The sequence below is a fragment of the Polaribacter sejongensis genome (assembly GCF_038024065.1).
GTDB lineage: Bacteria > Bacteroidota > Bacteroidia > Flavobacteriales > Flavobacteriaceae > Polaribacter > Polaribacter sejongensis.
Genome location: NZ_CP150667.1, coordinates 184979 through 205931, shown reverse-complemented (window position 1 = coordinate 205931; position 20953 = coordinate 184979). Strand labels below are relative to the sequence as shown.

Annotated in this window: 10 protein-coding genes; all 10 read right to left on the bottom strand. The window is 30.9% G+C overall.

Features of this window, described 5'->3' with window-relative positions:
- The 10 genes from WHD08_RS00730 to WHD08_RS00685 all read right to left on the bottom strand — a co-directional run bounded on the left by WHD08_RS00730 (position 1) and on the right by WHD08_RS00685 (position 20914).
- Entirely contained in the window at positions 1-2505 is a 2505-nt protein-coding gene (locus tag WHD08_RS00730) for a glycoside hydrolase family 95 protein (RefSeq protein ID WP_208889627.1), read from the bottom strand.
- Between the two features lie 11 nt (positions 2506-2516).
- Complete coding sequence (locus WHD08_RS00725) at positions 2517-4475, bottom strand: hypothetical protein (protein WP_208889628.1); 1959 nt, start codon at positions 4473-4475, stop codon at positions 2517-2519.
- A 352-nt stretch (positions 4476-4827) separates the two neighbouring features.
- Positions 4828-6486: a leucine-rich repeat protein gene (locus WHD08_RS00720; RefSeq protein WP_208889629.1), complete on the bottom strand. Its 1659-nt coding sequence runs from the start codon at positions 6484-6486 to the stop codon at positions 4828-4830.
- Positions 6487-6867: 381 nt separating this feature from the next.
- Positions 6868-9171 (bottom strand): heparinase II/III family protein, encoded by a 2304-nt coding sequence (locus tag WHD08_RS00715; protein WP_208889630.1) that lies wholly within the window; start codon positions 9169-9171, stop codon positions 6868-6870.
- A gap of 160 nt (positions 9172-9331) precedes the next feature.
- Positions 9332-10369 carry a GDSL-type esterase/lipase family protein gene (locus WHD08_RS00710; RefSeq protein WP_244183277.1) on the bottom strand — a complete coding sequence of 346 codons (1038 nt, stop codon included), beginning with the start codon at positions 10367-10369 and terminating at the stop codon, positions 9332-9334.
- A 143-nt stretch (positions 10370-10512) separates the two neighbouring features.
- The gene (locus tag WHD08_RS00705; protein WP_208889631.1) at positions 10513-11874 is read right to left on the bottom strand and encodes an alpha-L-fucosidase; all 1362 of its coding nucleotides are present in this window, start codon (positions 11872-11874) and stop codon (positions 10513-10515) included.
- A 301-nt stretch (positions 11875-12175) separates the two neighbouring features.
- Complete coding sequence (locus WHD08_RS00700; protein WP_340833182.1) at positions 12176-14539, bottom strand: PDZ domain-containing protein; 2364 nt, start codon at positions 14537-14539, stop codon at positions 12176-12178.
- Between the two features lie 15 nt (positions 14540-14554).
- Positions 14555-15418: an alpha/beta hydrolase gene (locus tag WHD08_RS00695; RefSeq protein WP_165730756.1), complete on the bottom strand. Its 864-nt coding sequence runs from the start codon at positions 15416-15418 to the stop codon at positions 14555-14557.
- Between the two features lie 13 nt (positions 15419-15431).
- Positions 15432-18233: a heparinase II/III domain-containing protein gene (locus WHD08_RS00690; protein WP_208889633.1), complete on the bottom strand. Its 2802-nt coding sequence runs from the start codon at positions 18231-18233 to the stop codon at positions 15432-15434.
- A gap of 5 nt (positions 18234-18238) precedes the next feature.
- Entirely contained in the window at positions 18239-20914 is a 2676-nt protein-coding gene (locus WHD08_RS00685) for a hypothetical protein (RefSeq protein ID WP_208889634.1), read from the bottom strand.
- Positions 20915-20953 lie beyond the last annotated feature (39 nt).

The window sequence follows — 20953 nt, the reverse complement described above, 5'->3', positions numbered from 1 at the left end:
TTAGTTATTTATCAAAACAACCTCTTGCCCTGCTATTGTTTCAATAGTATATAGATAAGATTCTTTTAAAACTACCTTACTTAAATTTGATGATTTTGAAATTATCGTTTTTTTCAATTTTGGTACTTGATAAAATGTATTCTTATTATCACCTTTTGCTAATGAAAGACTTGCATTATCGCTTAATGCTAACTCATTATAAGAACGAATACGAAGCTCTCCACCAATGGTGGATTTTATTACAGCTTTTACAACTTCTCCATTTTTCCATTCTAAATCTACTATTTCAAAACCACCTCTAGCACGAAGTCCTTTTACTTTACCATCTTGCCAAACGTCTGGCAAAGCAGGAATTAAATGAATAGCGCCATCATGACTTTGTAACAACATTTCTGTTAATCCAGATGTAAATCCGAAGTTACCATCAATTTGAAATGGTGGATGCGCATCTAACATATTTGCATACGTACCTCCTCCTTTTGGAGAATCTGGACGGCCAACTAACTTAATTTGATCTCCCATTAACTTATACGCATGATTTCCATCTAATAATCTTGCCCATAAATTAATTTTCCAGTTCATAGACCATCCTGTTGATGGATCTCCTCTTTGAATTAATGTATTTTTTGAAGCTTCGAATAATTCAGGATTATGATAAGGTGAAATTAAATTAGATGGGTATAATCCATATAAATGAGAAACGTGACGATGATCATCTTCGGGATCATCTAAATCTTCCATCCATTCTTGAATTTGATTGTATTTTCCTATTTTAAAAGGTGCTAATTTCTCTAAAGTTGACTCCATTTTAATAACAAAATCATCATCAACATGTAATACTTTTGCAGCAGCAATTGTTTTGGTTAACATATCAAATACTAACTGCGTATCCATAGCAGCACTTTCTACAATATTTACACTTTTCGGACGACCTTTTGGTGCGTGTTCTGGTGAAATTGTTGGCGAAATAACCAAATATCCATTCGCATCTTCTGTTAAAAAACTGACACAAAACTCCGCAGCTCCTTTCATTGCCGGATACACCGTTTTTAAATATTCAATATCACCACTAAACATGTATTTTTCCCACAAATGTTGCGCTAACCAAGTTCCGCCTGTTGTCCACATTCCCCAAGTTGCGCCATCTACAGGGCCTGCAATTCGCCAAAGATCTGTGTTATGATGCGTTACCCAACCATCAGCTCCGTACATTACTTTTGCCGTTTCTTTACCAGCTACAGAAAGTTCTTTTACAAGCTCAATTAAAGGATCGTGCATTTCAGATAAATTAGTTACCTCTGCTGGCCAATAATTCATTTCCGTATTAATATTAACCGTGTAAGCACTTTTCCAAGGAGGTGTTAAATCTTTGTTCCAAATTCCTTGTAAATTTGCGGCTTGTCCTCCTGGTTGCGAAGAAGAAATTAATAAATATCTTCCAAATTGAAAATATAAAGCCGCTAAACTAGGATCTGTTACCGAACTAAATTCTCTAATTCTAACATCCGTTGGTTTGTCTTCGTGTATCGATTTTCCTAAATTTAATGAAACTCTATTAAAATATTTTTGATAAAACGCAGCATGGTTTTTTAATAATTGATTGTACTCCTTATTTTCTGCTTTTGTAATATAATCTATTGCTTTTTGATGCGCATTTGCACTAACGTCTTTATAGTTTACAAAATTAGTTGCAATAGAAATATATAATGTTACGCTATTTGCACTAGCTACTTCTAGCTTGTTATTTACTGATGAAACACTCCCTCCTTCATTAACTATTTTAACTCTAGATTGAAATTCTACTTCTCCTTTTATTGGGGCTGCATTCCCTAATCTTTTATTCAAATTATCGCTTCCGAAACCAATCATTTTTAAAACATTGTTTCCTTCTGTAGATACGGTCACTTTTGCAGGTTTTGGTCTGTCCATATCTGCCGTAAAGCTCAATTTACCTTTTTGATCTGCCGTTAAACGCATTACAATAACTTGATCTGTAAACGACGTAAATATTTCTCTTTTATAATTTACACCATCCGCAGTATAAGTAGTTCTATTTACAGCGTTTTCAATATCTAAAGCTCTATAATAATTAGAATATTTCCCCTGATTTAAAAAGTCTAATCTTAAATTACCAACAGTTTCATAAGGCATTCCATGAGAAGTCTTAGAAATAATTTTGGCATTTGCTAAATTATGTGCCTCTTTATATTTACCATCAAATAACAACGTTCTAATTTCTGATAACACTTCCTTTGCAGCTGGGTTATCATTTCTATGAGGTCCTCCAGCCCATAGTGTACTTTCATTTAACTGAATGTTCTCATGTTCTGGCAATCCATAAACCATAGCTCCTAATCGTCCATTTCCTAACGGCAAAGCTTCATTCCAATCTGCTGCAGGAGCATCATACCAAAGTTTTAAATTCTCTTTTTGTTGCCCTAAAGCGCTTTCCATTGTTAATAGGAAAAGCATCATTACAGCAAGAATAATATTCTTTTGACTCATATTTTATCCTTTTATTTTGATGACAATATTGGCGTATAAATAATTGTTATGGCTCCTTTTTTAAGTTTGTTTTCAAAATCGATACCAATTCTCTTAGCATCCTTTCCTTCTCTTAAATGTTTAACAGGAACAGGTTCTGGATTAAAAGTAACTTTACCACCAGTACTTTTTATTTCTACTTTTACTTTTTGACTTTTTCCTGATAAAATTAATGTCGTTGCGTTTAGAATTTTGTAATTAGAATATGTCATAATTGCGGTTCCGAAATCAACATTTTTAGAAGCTACAAAATCATCTTTTATAGTTATAATCCCGTTTGCTGACTTATCATTTATCACTATTCTTTTTAAAGAGTTTAACATCGATAATTCATAAGCAGGTTTTAAATCCATTACAACTTTATCCGAAGTTTCGCTAAAGACAGTTTCTATAATTTCTCCCTTAAATTGAATTCCGTTAGATTGTAACTTTCCGTTAATTCTAGGTACTGGATGTCCCCAAGAACTTCTTGCTTTGTTATGCGGAGAAAAAGAACCTGCTCTGTATGAAGGAGCCCCGATATCACCAGAAATTAAATCTTCATCTAACACCAAAATATACGTACCAACATCACTATGATTATGATTCTCTGCATTATGACCTGCTTTTACGGCTATTGAAAAAGGTGTTTTTTGTTTACCTCTAGAGATGATCATTCCAAAATCTTCAAAATAAGTATGATTTTCTAAGGTTTTAGTTTCTGAAACTTCTGTATTTGGACTGAATAATTCTGGATTATTCCACGCAATAATTTGTTCTACGGCTTCTTCAAATCTAATTTCAGTAGGTTTTATTGCTCCATAATATTTTGAAGACAATACATTTGCAAAATTACTTCCTTTACTAGATGTGTGCGAAACGCCATCTGCAAAAGGTGCGCAAGTTCCGTTTTGAATTTCAAAATGCTCAGGAAAATTACCAACTCTTTTTAATTTTCCGAAATCTTCTCCTTCAAACATATTGACTTTTCCATCAGTATATTCATGTATAATTTGTGCTAAATATAAATAATGACTAAAACCATACCCCCAATATCCTAAGCCTTCAGAACAATAACCATCATCACCAAAACCACTTAAATAATATTTCATTCCGTTTATTGCAGCACCAACTGCTCCCAAACGTTCATCATAGCTTTTAGCATTGGTAATACTTACAAATACAGATCCACTTGTACACACAGAATTCCAGTTGTTTGTTCCATCAATCCAAGTATTATTTTTGTCTAACCTTTTGGTACTTTTTAAATAAGAATCTGTAATTCTTATTTGTAATTCTGTTGTTATTTGAGTTTGCATTTCTCTAGAAAGAACGTCACCTAATAACGATTTTGCTAAAACCATCACAGAACCAAATTTTCTTGCTCCTAAATCTATCGTCATTCTTTTTCCTTCTAAAACAGTGTTATTTCTATCGTCATGATTAGGGTGTAACCACGATTTCATATCCATAATAGCTTGTACATAGGTATTTATTTGAGGAATAAATTGTCCTTTATTTTCGATACATTCAGCCAAAATAAAATGCTCTAAACGATCCATCGTTCTGTAATATCTCGGTTTATAAATTTGTCTGTTCCCTTCTTTATTTGCTCTTCTGTAAATTTCGTCTGTAATAGGTACTTCTGGTGCTTTTGGTAACAAAGAAATTGCTTTTTCTAAATAAGATTTTCCAGATGGCATTCTAGCTATTTTATCCCAATATTTTCTGTCTGTTATAGATGGAGCTGGTTGAAAAGCTTCTTTTGGCATTACAGCTTTCAATATTTCTATTTGTTTTTCTGATGGATAAATTTTATTTCCATCAGCATATTTTAAAAACGATGCTATATCTAAAGATCCTTTTTGGTTCGTTGTTTTTTTATCACTATCACAAGCAGCAAATACAAGTACTAAAATTAACAGCCAAGTTATTTTTTTTTCAAATCTCATTTTTTATTGGACTTTATATATAACATCAATTTTAAAGAAAACTTTCTGATTTTTATATGAAATATGATTCCTTTAATTATACATATTACCCTTTTAGAAGTTAAAACGATTGTAAACCCTACATATATTAATTTTAGCAACAGCTATATAAAAAAAGCCCAGAAATAATTCTGAGCTTTTTACGCTTATAAATAATTGCACTTTGTTTTATAAAATAATTTTTATATTTAAACTGTTTTTCAATCAATTTTTCTAACGGAATAACTTTATCAAATTCTTTAATTTCTATAATAAACCTCAGCAGTTTCTGTTTTAAAACCTATTAGTACTTATAAAGAGTTTAAATTAAATACTACCTCTTTACAAATCTTTTTACAGATTCGCTATTTCCACTTTTAACCCTAATAAAGTATACACCAGAAGTTAACTTAGAAATATTAAACTGATTCTTTGTTGTCTTTAATAAAACGCGACCATTTACATCTAAAACGGTAACATCTAGATTTGTTAAATCTTTACTTTTTATAGAAATGGCTTCATTTGAAGGATTAGGATAAATACTAAAATCTAAATCTTTCTTTAAACTTATTGTACTTAATGTTGTTGCATCTAAAATTGTCATATTTCCCCATATAGGCGCTGCCTTATAAATAGCTAAACTAGCGCTAGGTACATATGCCGTTATATTTGCTGCGGTACCAGCCCAAGCTGAATTAATTATTGCAGGTGTTGTTCCTTCAACTATTAATTTTGTTATACCAGAGCCAGTCCAACTACCTTCATCAAAGGTAGTTATTGATGCAGGAACCGTTAATTCTTTAACTTGTGTTTGATAAAACATGCGATTTGTTATTGCTGGCATAGAACTACCAAGTGTAGCGCTAATTAAATTATTAGATGAATAAAATGTATGAGTACCTACAGATGTTACAGAACTAGGAAAAACAATATCTGTAAGCCCAGAACTGTGCCATACTTGATCACCAACAGTTTTTATAGAATTTGGAAGTGTAAGACTTGTTAAATTAGATGCACCTCTAAATGCACGAAACACAATTGTTTTTAAAGAATTAGGAAGCATAACACTTGTTACCGAAGAACTGTTAAATGCATTTTCTCCAAGAGTAATTACCCCATCAGGAACAACAACAGCTCCAATACTTTTATTACTTAAAAATACATTTTTACCAATTTCTGTAAGGTTATAAGTTGTAGATGTTGCTGAATCTGTAGCAGATGCTGGTATAGAAAAACTTCCGGAAGCAGTACTACTTGTTAATTTTATCTCGTTTGGAGAGGTACCTGTTACTATATAACTAAAATCGCCAACGGTAAAAGTATTACCAACTGTTTGCGGCCCCACTAAAGGTAGCAATGTGTTATATAAAAAACTTGGATAACGGTTTGTAATACTATCACCAAAACATATAATTTTAGTAGTAGAAAAACCTTTATCAACAAAAACGTCATACAACAGATTTGCTATTTGTTGAGAACCTGCCTCTGTTTGATGTACACCATCACTAGAGAATAAACTAGGCTTATTATTAAATAGCGTATACAAATCTACAAGTACAATATTTTTTTCAACTGCAATTTTTTTTAGAACTTCATTACCCTGAATAATTAGGTTGTTAGGACCATCCGTCCATAAACTTTCGTCTTTATCACTTAAAAAAACCGATTCTATAACAGGAGGAATTGTCATTAAAATTAAATTTCCACCATCTGCAATGATCTGATCTACAATACTTCTTATATTCGTTTCAAAAACATTAACCGAATTAAGTTTACCAATATTAGTAAAATCATTGGTACCTCCCAAAACAATTGTAGTTGTTGGATTGTTAGCAAAAACTGACGAATTTATTCTGCTTAGCATTTGCCCAGTTGTATTTCCTGCAGTACCTTCTTCTAATACCTGAAGGGTTTGTGATTTAGCTTCAAACCCTATAAATAGAAAAGCTATAAAAAATAGTGATGTTAAAAAAGTAGTTTTAAATTCATTCATATTCTTTTGTGTTAGGTTTTTATTAATATCATAACCATAAACGATGATATTGATAAAACAACATCAGCAATTAATTTATATGACCTTTTTATATTGATACAATTTTAATATAATCTTGTTAAAGGTTATATTAATTATGATTCATATAGCTCTAATTAAAACCCTTTAATACACTAAATTTTTCCATTCTTTAAAAAGACTATAACTAGATGTTAAAGAGTTAATTATTAGACCTAAAAAAAATCGATTCAAATAAATGAACCGATTTTTAAACATTTTAACAGAATTACTACTTTTATTGCTGATAAAGTTCTTCTATAAATAAGAATAATAACTACTTGTTCTTTTTAAAAATATAAAAAAGAATGATAACTATAAGCTCTATTTATTATCTCTAATTAATACTTTTATTATTTTTTTAGAAGCATTATAAGTCCCCTTTTTAGCAGCACCATTTAATTTTAAATTATTGATATTTTTAGGACTATAAAGATTTACTGTTGCGTTTGGTTGTCCTTGAAAATTAATATTCGGATTCTCTCCAAAATTTTCTACTAAAGCAGTGTACTTAGATAAAGCATGTATTAATACTTGTCCGTTTCTTCGCAAATAACTTCCGTGTGTTATAAAAACCTCATTAATATTGTTGATATTGGTTTTATCAACTCCTTCATCAAATTTTAAAACAGTAATGTATGCATCCGTTTGCCAACCATCAATATTTATTAAACTGTTTCTATGTTTTAAGCGACCATCTGCTAATAGATTAAAATAAACTTCTGTTGTTTCTCCTTTTTGAGTTATCGAAACTTTTAAATAATCTTTACCTTGCTCTCTAGTTATTATGGGTAATTTATTTTCATTTTCATCTGTTTCTAAAATTATTGCTGAAACAAATTTAGTTCTCGCTGTTTCTTCAAAATGACTGATAGACCAAAATGGTTTTTCTTCTTCTGGATGATGATCTTCGTGCCCAATTTTTTCTGTTAACAACATGTGCTCTGGAAAATCGTGAGGACGCTCTCCTCCTGGAGGAAATGTATTTGGAAAAAGAGGACGAACTCTTATTTTTGCATCTTCATTTTTTATGGTTAAATCGATACCACCTTTTAATTGAGATTCTCCATTGTAATGTAATAACCATTCAAACTTACCTGGTTTAGAAGCTAACAAATCATCTATTACTAAAATTACATCACCAACCCAAATAAAGCTTCTATAATTACGCTCTAAAATGTGAGAATATGGTCCTGTAGCATTTGCTAATAGATATTTAAAATCTTTTCCTTCTACCAAATTATGTAAAGATCCAGCATTAACAGTTCCAAAATAAGGATCCTTTCTATTCTGAGCTTTTCCATCAAAAAAGATAACATTATGTGCTTCACTTTGGCAATAAAACTCCGTGTACAACGGACTTAAATAACTAGCTCCACCAGAATCTATAATTAAATTTTTACCATTATGAAATAAAATATACGAACCCGCATCTGCATGCGCATGATTCCAGGTAAAACCAGATTTTACAGCCAACATCGTTTCATTATCATCATAAGAATTTCGCATAGTTGCCCATCCCATATCTTTATAAAGATGAGATTTAGGTCTAGTTGATGAAAAAACTGAATCTTTAGATTTAAAATCAGGATTTAAAATTAAAGCTTCTGCAGCGTTTGAATCTTTATTTTCTCCGTTAGATAGATGATTTATATAGTTTTGATATCCTGAGTTTTGATACCCTAAATTCCAAAGTAATCTAACAATTCTATCTCCATTGGCTATTATGCCTGCATCACCAAAATTAACAGCAAGGTCTTTTCCTCCTTTAACATAATAAGTTGTGTTTATAAAAAAATCGCCAATTTTATTAAGTATTGGAGATTTGTATGTAGGTTCATTAGGCAAAACATTCTCATAAGCATAAATAAATAGAAAATATTGAGATGCGGCATATGTAGCATAACCAATACTCTCATAAAAGCCGCCATCTTTATCAAAAGTTGGTGGTTTATTTTGCAATACACTTCCTGTATAATTAATCCACTCTACGGCAGATTCTTCAATTTCTTTAGCCCATTTTATTGCTTCCGGAATTTCATTTCGTACAGCTAAAGAAGTTAATCCCGACATATACACACAAGCACTCCACCAATTATGCCCCATAGTGTCATACGTATGCATATTTTTTTCTGGCTCTAACCAATCTTCTCTTGCCGGAATGATGCCTAAACGCACAATATCTACTGCAATTTCTTGTCTTTCTGTTTCTGATAAATAATTGTAAATACAATCGAACCCTATAGCAATATCATAACTTGTATGAGAAGTACCTAAACCACCTCTCCAAGCGGGTGTTCTTTTTAATAACGTAGCTCCTTCCCATGTTGTCTTAGCAGTATAACTAAGCAGTAATTCTTTTAATTTTTTAGCGAATTTTTCTTCGCCAGTCATTCTATAAACTAAACCTAGTAAAAGTCCATCTTTAGATTTTAATTTATCTTTTTTTAGTAATCCTTTGGCTTTTTTATATTGTTCATTCCAACTATCTTTTACAGACTTATTTGTTGAAATTTGATTTTTTAATTTTGAAATATTAACATCTGTATATATTAAATAATTTCTTTTTTGAGAAAATAATGTAAATACTGACAGAAAACAAATAACAAGAAAAACTCTTTTTTTCATATACTTCTAAATTTTGATGGCTTTTAAATTCTTTCTAAAAAAAAATAACATTGAAAACAACATAATAAATGCTGTAACAATGTTATTTATTTTTATTTAAAACCTTTTTAAACCATGGTTCAATTACTATAAAACATGATCTTATAAATCTAATTTAAAACTACATAGCTTTCTTTATAGCCTTTTGCACTAACGGTTCCATAATGTCATAACCTGCAGCATTTGGATGTACAGTATCTCTACCTAATTTTTTTATCAACCCTTTATTTTCATTTACCATTGGTGTATAATAATCTAAATAAACAATCTTATTTTCTTTAGCATATGCTTTAATTAGTTTATTTAATTCGATGATTTTATCTGCTGGTTCTACAGACGGACTCCAAGAATAACTGCTAGCTGGCAATACAGCAGCTAAAACAACTTTTATTTTATTTGCTTTTGCTAACTCTGCCATAGAAAATATATTAGCAGCAATACGGTTAATAGCTATATAACCTCTATTACCTGCAATATCATTTGTTCCTGCAGATATAATAACAACTTTTGGTTGTAACTCAATAACATCTGGTTTAAACCTTAACAACATTTGTGCACTTGTTTGACCACTGATACCTCTATTTACATACGTTGGGTTTGCTTCAAAAAACGAACCATGATCTCTAGTCCAATTATCTGTGATAGAATTACCGATAAACACCACTCTTTTTTCTTTTTTAGTAGGGGCTTTTAATTGAGAATTTGCGTTTCTATATCGTTTTAAATTTGCCCAATCTTCTGTAGGTGTTAATTGTATCTTTACAACTGTAGCAATCTTATTTGGCGCTTCTTTAGGTAGAAAAACAGTTAAATTGCCGTCTATTAATTTTGTTTTTAACTTTTTATCTCCATAATTTAAGAAAGCTGTTCTTACTTTTATTTCTCTATCAATAATCAGTTTTCCGTCTTTTGGCCAATCATAAACATGTGCGTAAACAACATCTCCTTTTTGAGTATAATGACCCCAATTAGGTTTTTTAAACTTACTCTCTGTTGTTGCGTAAATAGCCTCTTTGTTTTCTTTCTTCCACACTGCCATTTCTTTAAGCTCTTCATTATCAGTAAGCTTTTTTACGTCTAAATTTTCTTGAGCAAAACTAGTGTTTAAGTTAATTATTGCAATAAATGCTAGTATTATAGATTTTTTTAATATTTTCATTTTATATAATTTAATAGATTTTATTTTATGTCTTTTTTAAACAAAAAAAATAACATTGCAGACAATTTATAAGATTGATACAATGTTATTCATTTTAATTAAAATTTATTCTAAATTATAATTCAACTTCTCTAAACTATAACTTATTTTAATTCTATTTTTATTACCGTTACAGTAGCATCTGGAGCTAACATTGGTACATCCACCAGGACTTCTCTAGAAGTTGCTATTGAACTTAATTTAGTCTTAGCATCTGTTAAAACTGTGGCTTTTTTAACTTTAATTTCTTTGTTCAGTTTTAATAATCCATCTTTTGGCCAATCAAAAACATGTGCATAAAGTATGTTGTCTTTAATAGTATAACGTCCCCATTTTGGTTTTTCATAAGGACTCGCTTTTGCGCCGTAAATAGCTTCACCATTTTTCTTCGTCCATTCTCCCATCGCTTTTAAACGTCTAATACTTTCAGCTGGAAAACGGCCAAAACCATCAGGACCAATATTCAACAAGAAGTTACCTCCTTTAGATACAATATCTACTAATTTTTCAATTAAATCCTCACTACTTTTCCATTTATTATCCGAAGGTTTGTAACCCCACGTTCCGTTCATAGTCATACAAGCTTCCCAATCAGTATCAATTCCAGTATCAGGAATTTCTTGCTCAGGTGTACCAAAGTCTCCCGCAAATTCTCCTGGATGATTATTCATTCCGTCCATTCCCGTTCTTCCTTTATCAACTCTATTATTGACAATTGTGTTCGGTTGAATCTCACGAATGTATTTGTACAAATCTTTTCCCATTTCTGTTGTGTAATCAGAAATCCAATCACCATCAAACCAAACAACACCAATATCTCCGTAATTTTTTAATAATTCACCAACTTGAGGCTTCATATATTTCTCATAATATTCCGGAAATTCTGGATTTACAACCGATGGATCATCATGTTGAGAAATGTTATAATTTGGATATAAATTCCCTTGTGCTTGTGGATGATGCCAATCTACAATTGAGTAGTAAAAACAAAATACAATGCCTTGTTTTTTACAAGCTTCAGATAATTCTTTTACAATATCACGCTTAAAAGGTGACGTATCCATTACATCATAATCAGACACTTTAGAATCCCATAAACCAAAACCTTCGTGATGTTTAGAGGTAAGAACAATATATTTCATACCTGCATCTTTGGCCATTGTTACCCAAGCATCTGCATCAAACAAAGTTGGATTAAACATTTCTGGAAATTTCTCATAATCATCAATCGTATAATCTAATTTGTCCATTGCCCATTCTGCACCACCACCAGCAATTTTAGTTCCTCTTTCTCCACCAATTATAGAGTATGCTCCCCAGTGAATAAACATTCCGAATTTAGAATCTCTCCACCACTCCATTCTTTCATCGTCAGATAATTTCTTGACTTTCGATTTTTTTTGTGCGTTTACATTTCCTAAACAGAAAATGGCAACAAATAATACTAATAATGATTTTTTAAACATTCTTATTCAGTTTTAATTTGGTTTTCATTTTTGTATCATTATAAATAAATAGCTACTTTTTATTTATACATTAAAAATAATATTATAACTCATTTATCATGATGCTACAATGTTATTCATTTTAACTTTTATTCTCTTTAAATAATGGTTCATCTTCTATAAATTATGGCTTATAACTTGCATTTATTAGCTTAAAAATCATTAATTGATGGTTTTAAAACTAATAAAACTGTAATCTATAACTACTTTAACTACTTCTTCTAACCTTTTAAAATGATATCAAAAAAATTCTAATGCTATCTTATTTTACCCTAATTCTAATTTCTTTTTCAGCTTGATTTCTCATCACCACAAGATCTAACATATCTGTTTTATTTTCTACATTTATTTTGAAAAAATCCTGAATATTTTTTACTTTTTTTCCACCTGCTTTTAAAATTACATCTCCTTTTTTAATTCCGTTATTTTGTACTGCTGGACTCGGTTTCCATATTCTTAAAATAATTACTCCTTCTGCAGAATTCAATCCGTAAGCAGACTGTTCTTGTTCTGAATCTACACTTTTAATATTGTTACGTAACCAAGCTACAACTGGACTACTTTTGTTTTCTGATAAATCTTTAATCACAGGAACTTCTGGAGTTTTAGCAATCTTTTTTAAACTTTCTTTTTGAACTCCGAATTCATCCATAGAAAAATTCTTAAAACCTATTTTTAATGCTGGTGAATTTTCTGAAACCGTAAAATCTAATTCAGACGGGTTTTTAAACATCGGATCTCCATAAGTACTATGCATATCTCTATTATAAATTTGAGATTTCATCATCGATTCTTCATTCGGAAATAAATTATAATCTAATTCTTTTCCCCATCCTAACAAGCCAACATCTTGGTACGTATCTGCAACAATATTATGTTTAAAAACATCTTGACTATTGGCAAACCAAACATGCGGATGCAAAGAATTATTAACCATAATGTTGTTTTCTGCTACGCGATTAAAGCCTTCTCGCAGTTTCAATCCGCTATTTAGCAGTAAATTATTATAAATATGATAGTTAGAAGAACCATCATCTAAATCAATATCCCAACCATGGTCACAACGAAAACGATTGTTTCTAATAATGGTAGTTTTAACAGCATCCCATGTATACATATCCGGAATTCCCATCGTTAAACTGTCCATCACATTACGTTTTGGTAACCAAAAACGATCTCTTCCCCAAGAATTAAAAGAACCATGATCACTGGTTTCTAAAACTGTATTAAAAACATCGTTAAATTCTAAAATATGACCTCCCCAAGTTCCATCTCCAATATTAATCCCTGCTCTTGGCACATCATAAATACTGTTATGACGTACGGTAATATCCATTGCCATAGAAATCTGTACACCTGCTGTTTGTTTTTCTACACGACCAATTCTATGAATTAAATTATTTTCTACCAAACATTCTCGTGGATACAATTCATTTTTAGGTCCGGCAACGGTATCTAATTTATTTGCATCAATATATTGTCCGTAATTAAATGATGGAGAACGCACTGCAGAAGCATCACCTATAAAAGAAATAGCACTTGCGCCAGCATCGTGAATGTGATTTCCTGTAATTTGCAATCCCTTATTGTATTTGCTAGCCATAATAACGTTTCCGCCAAGATTGGTAAATTCATTATCTTCTACTTTACAGTTTTCTGTTCCTTCAAAAAACAGAACAGCTCCTCTATAGATTGTCCAATCGCTTCGTAATAAAGGTTCAAATTCTTCCATAAAAGTACGTTGCGTATTCTGGAAAGAAATGTTAGAAATAGTAATATTTTTTACAGGATTTTCTAAAGTACCCACAACCTGAATTAAATCTTTAAGCACAGAAACCTCTACTTTTGCCGTTTTTAAATTGGTGTTTGCTAAAGGCCAATAATACAATTTGTTCTTTTTTTTGTCTAAAAACCATTCTCCAGCACTATCTAACTCTTCCAAAACATTCTCCACCATTCGGTATTCTTCGTGTGGTTTAGACCCTCTGTTATTTTGTTGACCTCCTTTTAAAATTGCAGTTCCGTCTTCGTTAACACCTGTTATTACATAATGAAAACCGCCCCATTTACCACCATGTAAAGCATTAAAATAAGCTCCTTTAGGATTTTTCCATGTGGCAATTCTTTCTTTAGAAATAGCATCTGCTGCAAAACCTTGCCAATAATGAGCAGTTTCATCATAATTAGGGTAACGTGCTAAAATTTGTGGTTTATTATTGATGACTAATTGATCAAAATCTAATCCTTCTTTAACATCGGCTACAAAAATAGTATCATTCAATTTACTCCAATCTAAGTTTAACGGAACAGATCCTTTTAAAGTAACATCAGAAGTATTTCCTGTAATCGTTAATCCGCTTAATTTCGGAGTAATTTCTATCGCTTTTTTTAAGTAATAATCTCCAGAACCTATTTTTATTTCAATAGAAATATTTTTATTTTTTTGTTTTAATTCTGATGCCTTTTTTACTGCATATTCTAGACTAGAAAATGGATTTTCTTTACTTCCATCAGCTTTTTCTACAACATTTTTAGAAACATATATTTCTTTAACCTCAACTGTTGAAGTAAAAGAAAAACAGCATAAAACTATCAATGTAATTATTAAAATAGAACTTTTTTTCATATTTATTAAATGCTTTTAAAGTGTTGCTTTCCCTTTTAAATAGCCTAAAGATTGTAAAAACAAATCGGTTTCAAGCAATGTTATTTTAAAGTATTTTGGACCTTCTTTTTTCCATTGATTAAAAAAACCATGTTCTTGTCCTTCATAAATTTTTACATCACATCTTCTATTAACTTTTTCCATTTTTTCTTTATATAAATAGGCTGTAGAAACCGGAATATGTTTGTCTTTACTACCTAATAAAAATAAAGTTGGTGGTGCTCCTTTTGTGATATTATGCATTGGCGAAATTTCTAAATACCGTTCTCCAACACGCTTGTACCCATACCCTTCTTTACTATTATCAATTACGGGGTTAAACAAAACCAACGCACTTGCTTTAGAACTTACCGATACATCATCTGTAATTTCATTTAAACCAGAAAGTAAAGATGTTGCCGCAGCTAAATGACCACCAGCAGAACCTCCTGATGCAACCATTTTTTTAGTATTAATTCCAAATTCTTTTGCATGAATTTTTAAATATCGCATTGCAGATTTAGCATCTTTTACAGACTCAAAAGGTGTTGTATTTTGTCTATTTTTAACTCGATAATCTACAACCACAGAAACCATACCTCTAGATGCAAAATATTTTGATTGATCTTCAAACTGGCTAATACTTCCACCATTCCATCCGCCTCCAAAAAAGAAAACGATGGTTGGATATTTTTTTCGCTTTTTAAAATTATCTGGAAAATAAAGACGAAGCATTAAAGAGTCTTTATTAACCACTTTATAAATTACATCTTTAGTTAGTCGTTCTTGCTTTTCTTGACTATAAGAAGAAGCAAAAATAAATAACCCCAATATTGTTAGAATAATTTTTCTAAACTCCATATTACATGTGTATTTATTTTTTATCAAATATAATTTCTGCTTTATCATACCCTTTTGCGATTTTAAATATAAGCTGATTTGCATTATTCCTATTAGTTGTTCCTTTTCTACTCGCTACAATTTTTCCGTTTTCATAAAGTTTTAAAGTTGCCGATTTTTCACTTTTTAAAACAGGCATATTTATAGTGATTGGTTCATCTGTTTGAAACCTAAAACCTCTTTTTATTTTTTCTATTGAAAACGTAAAAGGATTACCTGAGGATATGATATTCCATCCAAAATTTTCATATTTATACATTCCAGAAAGAAAGAGAAAATCTAATTCTTCATCTAATTGACGTGTAATAGAAACCAATCCTTTTTGGTAAAATGATTTTTCTACTGTTACATCATTTTCTGATGCATTTAATACAATTCTATCCTTGGTAAGATTATTATTTAATAAAACATTTATAATTTGAGAATTTGGATATTTCTCTATGGAAGCATAAGAAACATTCTTAATAGGGTTTTCTTCTCCTTTTATAAAAGGATTAAAGACCAACGCAAATGGATTTTTCCAAGAAGCATATTCTCTTTTTAAAATTAAGGTTGGAAGTTGTTTTTTTAAAACTTCTTTAGGAGCAGTTCCTTTACTAATTGCATTAGATTTTGGTGATTTAACGCTGTATATCGTTTGGTTTTCTGCGCCTTTAACCCATAATTTCATTAAATTATCTGGCTTATTTTCACTTTTTAAAGTAAACAATGCCGTAATATCTTTTGATGATTGTGTTTTAAGTTTATCTGTAAAATAATCATACCCTTTTAGATCTCCTTTTTCAGCGCTTAAATCATCAGTTACAGATAGTTTTAATGGATGTTCTTTATCATCATAAATATCTAAAGATTGACCTAAATTATGATAAATATACTCATGCTTTTGTGTTCCTTCTTGCTGCTTTTTAGATCTAAAAACATCAATAATATAACTCTTTGCTGAGTTCGATTTTACAATAGCTGTAAAACGTTGTTGGTCGGAAACTGTTGCTGGTTCAAAAAAGGATACTTTAGAAAATGTAACTTTATCAAAAGCTGGTTTTTCGCCAGAATTAGGATATGCATTGTCTAATCTAAAAGGATTGTAAGAACGCATAGCGCCATAGTCTGATTTTCCATCTACAACAACCGTATTGTGTGCCGGAAACTTAGAATAGAATTCTTTAAAATCACTATGCCAATAACTAGATCCTTTTCCCATATCTGGCCCAAGTGCATAATTATTTGCAAAAAGCTCTATAGAAAGACCATTTGCATGTGCATGATTACCAAAAGAACCAACCGTAGAAACCATTACTGCATTTTCTTTATCTCCCATTCTTTGGTTAAACATACTTACGTTTGAAGCATAAAATGTTTGAGATGTAAGATTTTTAATACTTGATAAATTTTGTTTTTTATTCGATTTTAATATGTCAGCATAAAAGAAAAGTTGAAAGAAGTCATCTGCTTTTCGTGTATATAAATCATCAGAAATCATTTTAGAAAGGATGTCAGAGATTAAAGTTTCTTTTGTTGTTTTATCATATTTTTGATAATTAGAAATTAGAAGTTCAAAATTTTCTGGCGGCAATATTTTATGATTTGCATCTCCAAAACCTATTGTATATCCGTTTGGAAATAAGTATTGAAATGATGCCAAAGCCGCTTTTTCAACTATCGGATAATTTAAAAATTCGTCTTTATTTGTAGCATGATCTAAAAGAGTAAAAATGCGTAAAAGTGTGGTAATTACGTGTACAGAATATGATGGAGATTCTGGCCAAATACCATTTTTATGATCGTAAACTAATAAAGATTCTTTTATAGATAATTGTCTATCTGTTGAGGTATCAAAAGTATGCTCTAAATAATATTCACTTCCTTTTCCATTTTTGTAGGTAGCATTATTTTCTAAAACCAAACCTATATACGTTAAAAAACGTGCTTGAAATAAGTTCCAATTATTATCCGGAATTCCGTTTTTTATAATTTGATCTCCCCATTTCTGAAACACCGCAACACTTGTGTCTAAATTAGTTTTATTGGTTTTAAAATAATCGTATAAAAAATCATAAGTAGTTACTAAGGAAACTACAATGCCTTCATGTATAACTTCAAATGTAGCCAAACCCGAAATATATTGTTGATTCGATTTTTCTAAATCAACCGGAGCTTCTCTATAATACATTCCGTTTATGTATTTAGAATACACAGGTGCTGCAAATTTTGCATATTTTTCATCACCAGTTAACCAATACAAAAAAGCAGCATCTTCTACTAAAGACATTATTTGTTCGTTCAGTTTCTCTATTCCTGTCCCCGCTTTAGAAGGATGAATCCATTCTTTTTTACTTCTTTTCTTATGTTCCCAAAAAAGTCCTCTTTTATCATCAGAATAAGGTTCTATATTTTCTATTTTTGGTCGTTTATAATCTGTAGCCCAATCTCTAGAACCTGCAAATCTAACAGTTGCTACCGGAGCAGCATCTTTAGAATACGCAAAATCGCCTCCTTTTAAAAAGACTTTTTTATGCTTGGTATTCCAGTTCATTTGTAATCTTGAAACTAACCAATTTGGATCTTTTTCTACATATTTAAGATATTTTTCAAGATTTTTCTTTTTCTTTTCTACTAAACTTTTCTTCCAAGAAACACTTTCTAACGTTTTAATAAATGCTTCTTTAGATTCGTTATTGGTATAAATTCTAGGGTGTTTTTCTACTTGCCCAAAAACAGTAAATGACAACATCAAAAAAATAAACGAAATATAAAATTTTGAAAAATATTTTTTCATATTAATTATTTTATTTCAACATTATAACCTGCTGGGTATTCTTTTAATTTTCCTTTTTTAAGCTGAATTAAAACAGGTTTATCTGATGAATAGTAATATTTACCATTTTTGTATTTTAACTCTGCTGAAACAGCTTCTTTTACGGCTGCTATTTTAAAATCGTCTTTTTGTAAACTTTTCCCTTTTCCTAAATACAAGTATTCAAATTCTCCGTTTTTCTCAGAAGCAATTCCAAAAATCCCTTTAAAAATTATATTCTTATCAACTTTATAAAAGACATCATCAATAGCGTTACATATATATTGTTTGCTATTTTTTGAAGTAACTAAAAGACTTATAAAATTTTCTGACGTTTTTAATTTCGATATATTTTTGATGGATTTATCACCAGTTTCATACGTTTCAAAAACAGCTACAAACGGATGTTTTTTTCCATTGATATCATTTTGTCTTACAATTAAAGTAGGCGTACTTTCTGGACTTTTATTGACTTGACCTGGTGTAATATCGCTTCGTAATGTGGTTGGTGGTGCATCAACTACATACAAATCTCGGTTATTTTGCCCCATCATCCACATGTTTGTAATTAATGCTGGTGAAACCGCTGTTGTAGTCCAAGTTGCATTAAAATCATCTGCGTATTTTATCTTTTTCTGATTTTTGAAAAAAGCATAATTTTTATCATACTTTGTTCCTAAATCATTTACATTTTTTAAACTCAATGTTTTATTCACATCATTTTTTAAATCCATAGAATTCCCTAAATTGTGATGTATATAATCGTTATCTAATTGATCTGACCTAAAAACGTCTACATAATAACCTGTAGTTTTAGAAGTACGAACCATGGCTACCAAACGACGTTTTTCATCAGCAGAAACATCAGTAAAAGAAACATTTTCTGAAGTTTCTGAAGTATTATACAACCCAGAAGTAGTATCTACAAATGGATCCATTGCATTTACAACAATATCTCCGCTACTATAACCTGGTACAATGGTATTTGATCCCATAATGCCCCTATGATAACCTGCATCTTTAGACCAATAAGATTCGTAAGCAGAAGCATCTGGTGCCATTGCCCATCCTTGTCCGTAAAACTGCATTGCTAGTCCGTTTTTAGTTAAATGAGACTTGTGTTTCCCTCCATATAAAGTAAACATCAATCCATTATTTTCATCGTTTCCATTTTTCATAATAATGTGTTTATGAAACGGAGAATAAGCGGCTTTATGAAACGGTAAATCACTACCAGAACCCAACAAAGGTTGATTAAAAATAATGCTTTGCCAGTCTGAAGCATTTCTATCATACTGACCTGATGCAATATTTTTACGGATTACAGTGGCCATTTTTTCAGCAGTTTCTATATCTCCTTCCCAGGTTGCATACGTTAATAGCGATTCGAAAGAAGAAATATTAGCGGGTCCACCACGCATATCACCAAAAACCACTAAATTACCACGAGCATCTAACCATCCTAAATTTGCCAAAGCAGCCTTGGTTATAATAGGGTTACCTGCCAAAGTATTTACACCAGATTTATATAACTTTACGCCCATTTCTAATACCAAAGGAATCATGCTAGAAGCATACCCTGGAGATTCTGGCCATAAACCTGTTGTTTTATTATAGAACTCCATGATTACAGGCAAACCTGCAAAATGATCTGACGCTTTTACTTCTGTATAAAAAGGGATGTAATATTCTCTTCCTTTTCCATCTTCATAAAAATCATTAGACTCTAAAACAAGCATACTATTTAATATGTTTTTATATCTATTTACGTTCCAATTACCAACTTTACCTCCTCTTATTAAATCTATTTCTATAAAACGTTTAAACACATTACCAGCAACTTCTGTGGTGGTTTTGTTTAATGTTTTTAAATGAGGATGTGGATTTGCATTTAAATAATTATACAGAAAATCGTAAGTAGTAGCCGCAGGAATTTGTCTATCGTCATGGATTACTTCATAATCATAATATCCCATAATACCACCGGCTTCATAACCTCCAGGTCCTTTAGTAGATTGCTGAGGATCTAAAGGTGGCTGCATATAATAGGTACCTAATAACCAAGTCCATAAAATATCCGAAGAAAATTTAGCATATTTTTCTTCTTGCGTAATATAATAGGCAAAAGCCGCTTTTTCTGCTAACTTTAAAATTTCCATGTTGTTTGCACGAATCATGTGTCCGGTTTCTTTATAAGGAATTAAAACAGGTGTTTTGTCTGCGCTAGATCTGCTAACCCCTAATAAATCTCCAGATTCGTTATACGGAATCCTATCTTCTAAAGGCACGTTTAGATAATCATTCCAAGTACGCATACCGGGTAATCTTACTGTTGGTAAAGGTGCATTTCCTTCACCATAATCCCAATTTTGTTTCTTAATATAACATTGTGTAAAATGTTCTCCATCTTTCCAATACATTGCTAAACGCGATACAATCCATTCCGGATCTTTAATATGACGCGTTACATAAGGCGTAATTTCTTCTTGTAATTTTTTCCAAGATGCTTTTGCCCAAACTTCACTTTCTATTTTAGACAAAATTTCTTGCCTATCAGATTTATCTGCAAAAACTCGAGGATGATCCCCTATTTCTTGAGCGTGTATAAAACTTTTTGTTAAAAATAAAATGATTAATAATGGAACTAATTTTGATAATTTCATCTGGATAAAAACTATTTTATGACTATTATTTTTAATTAC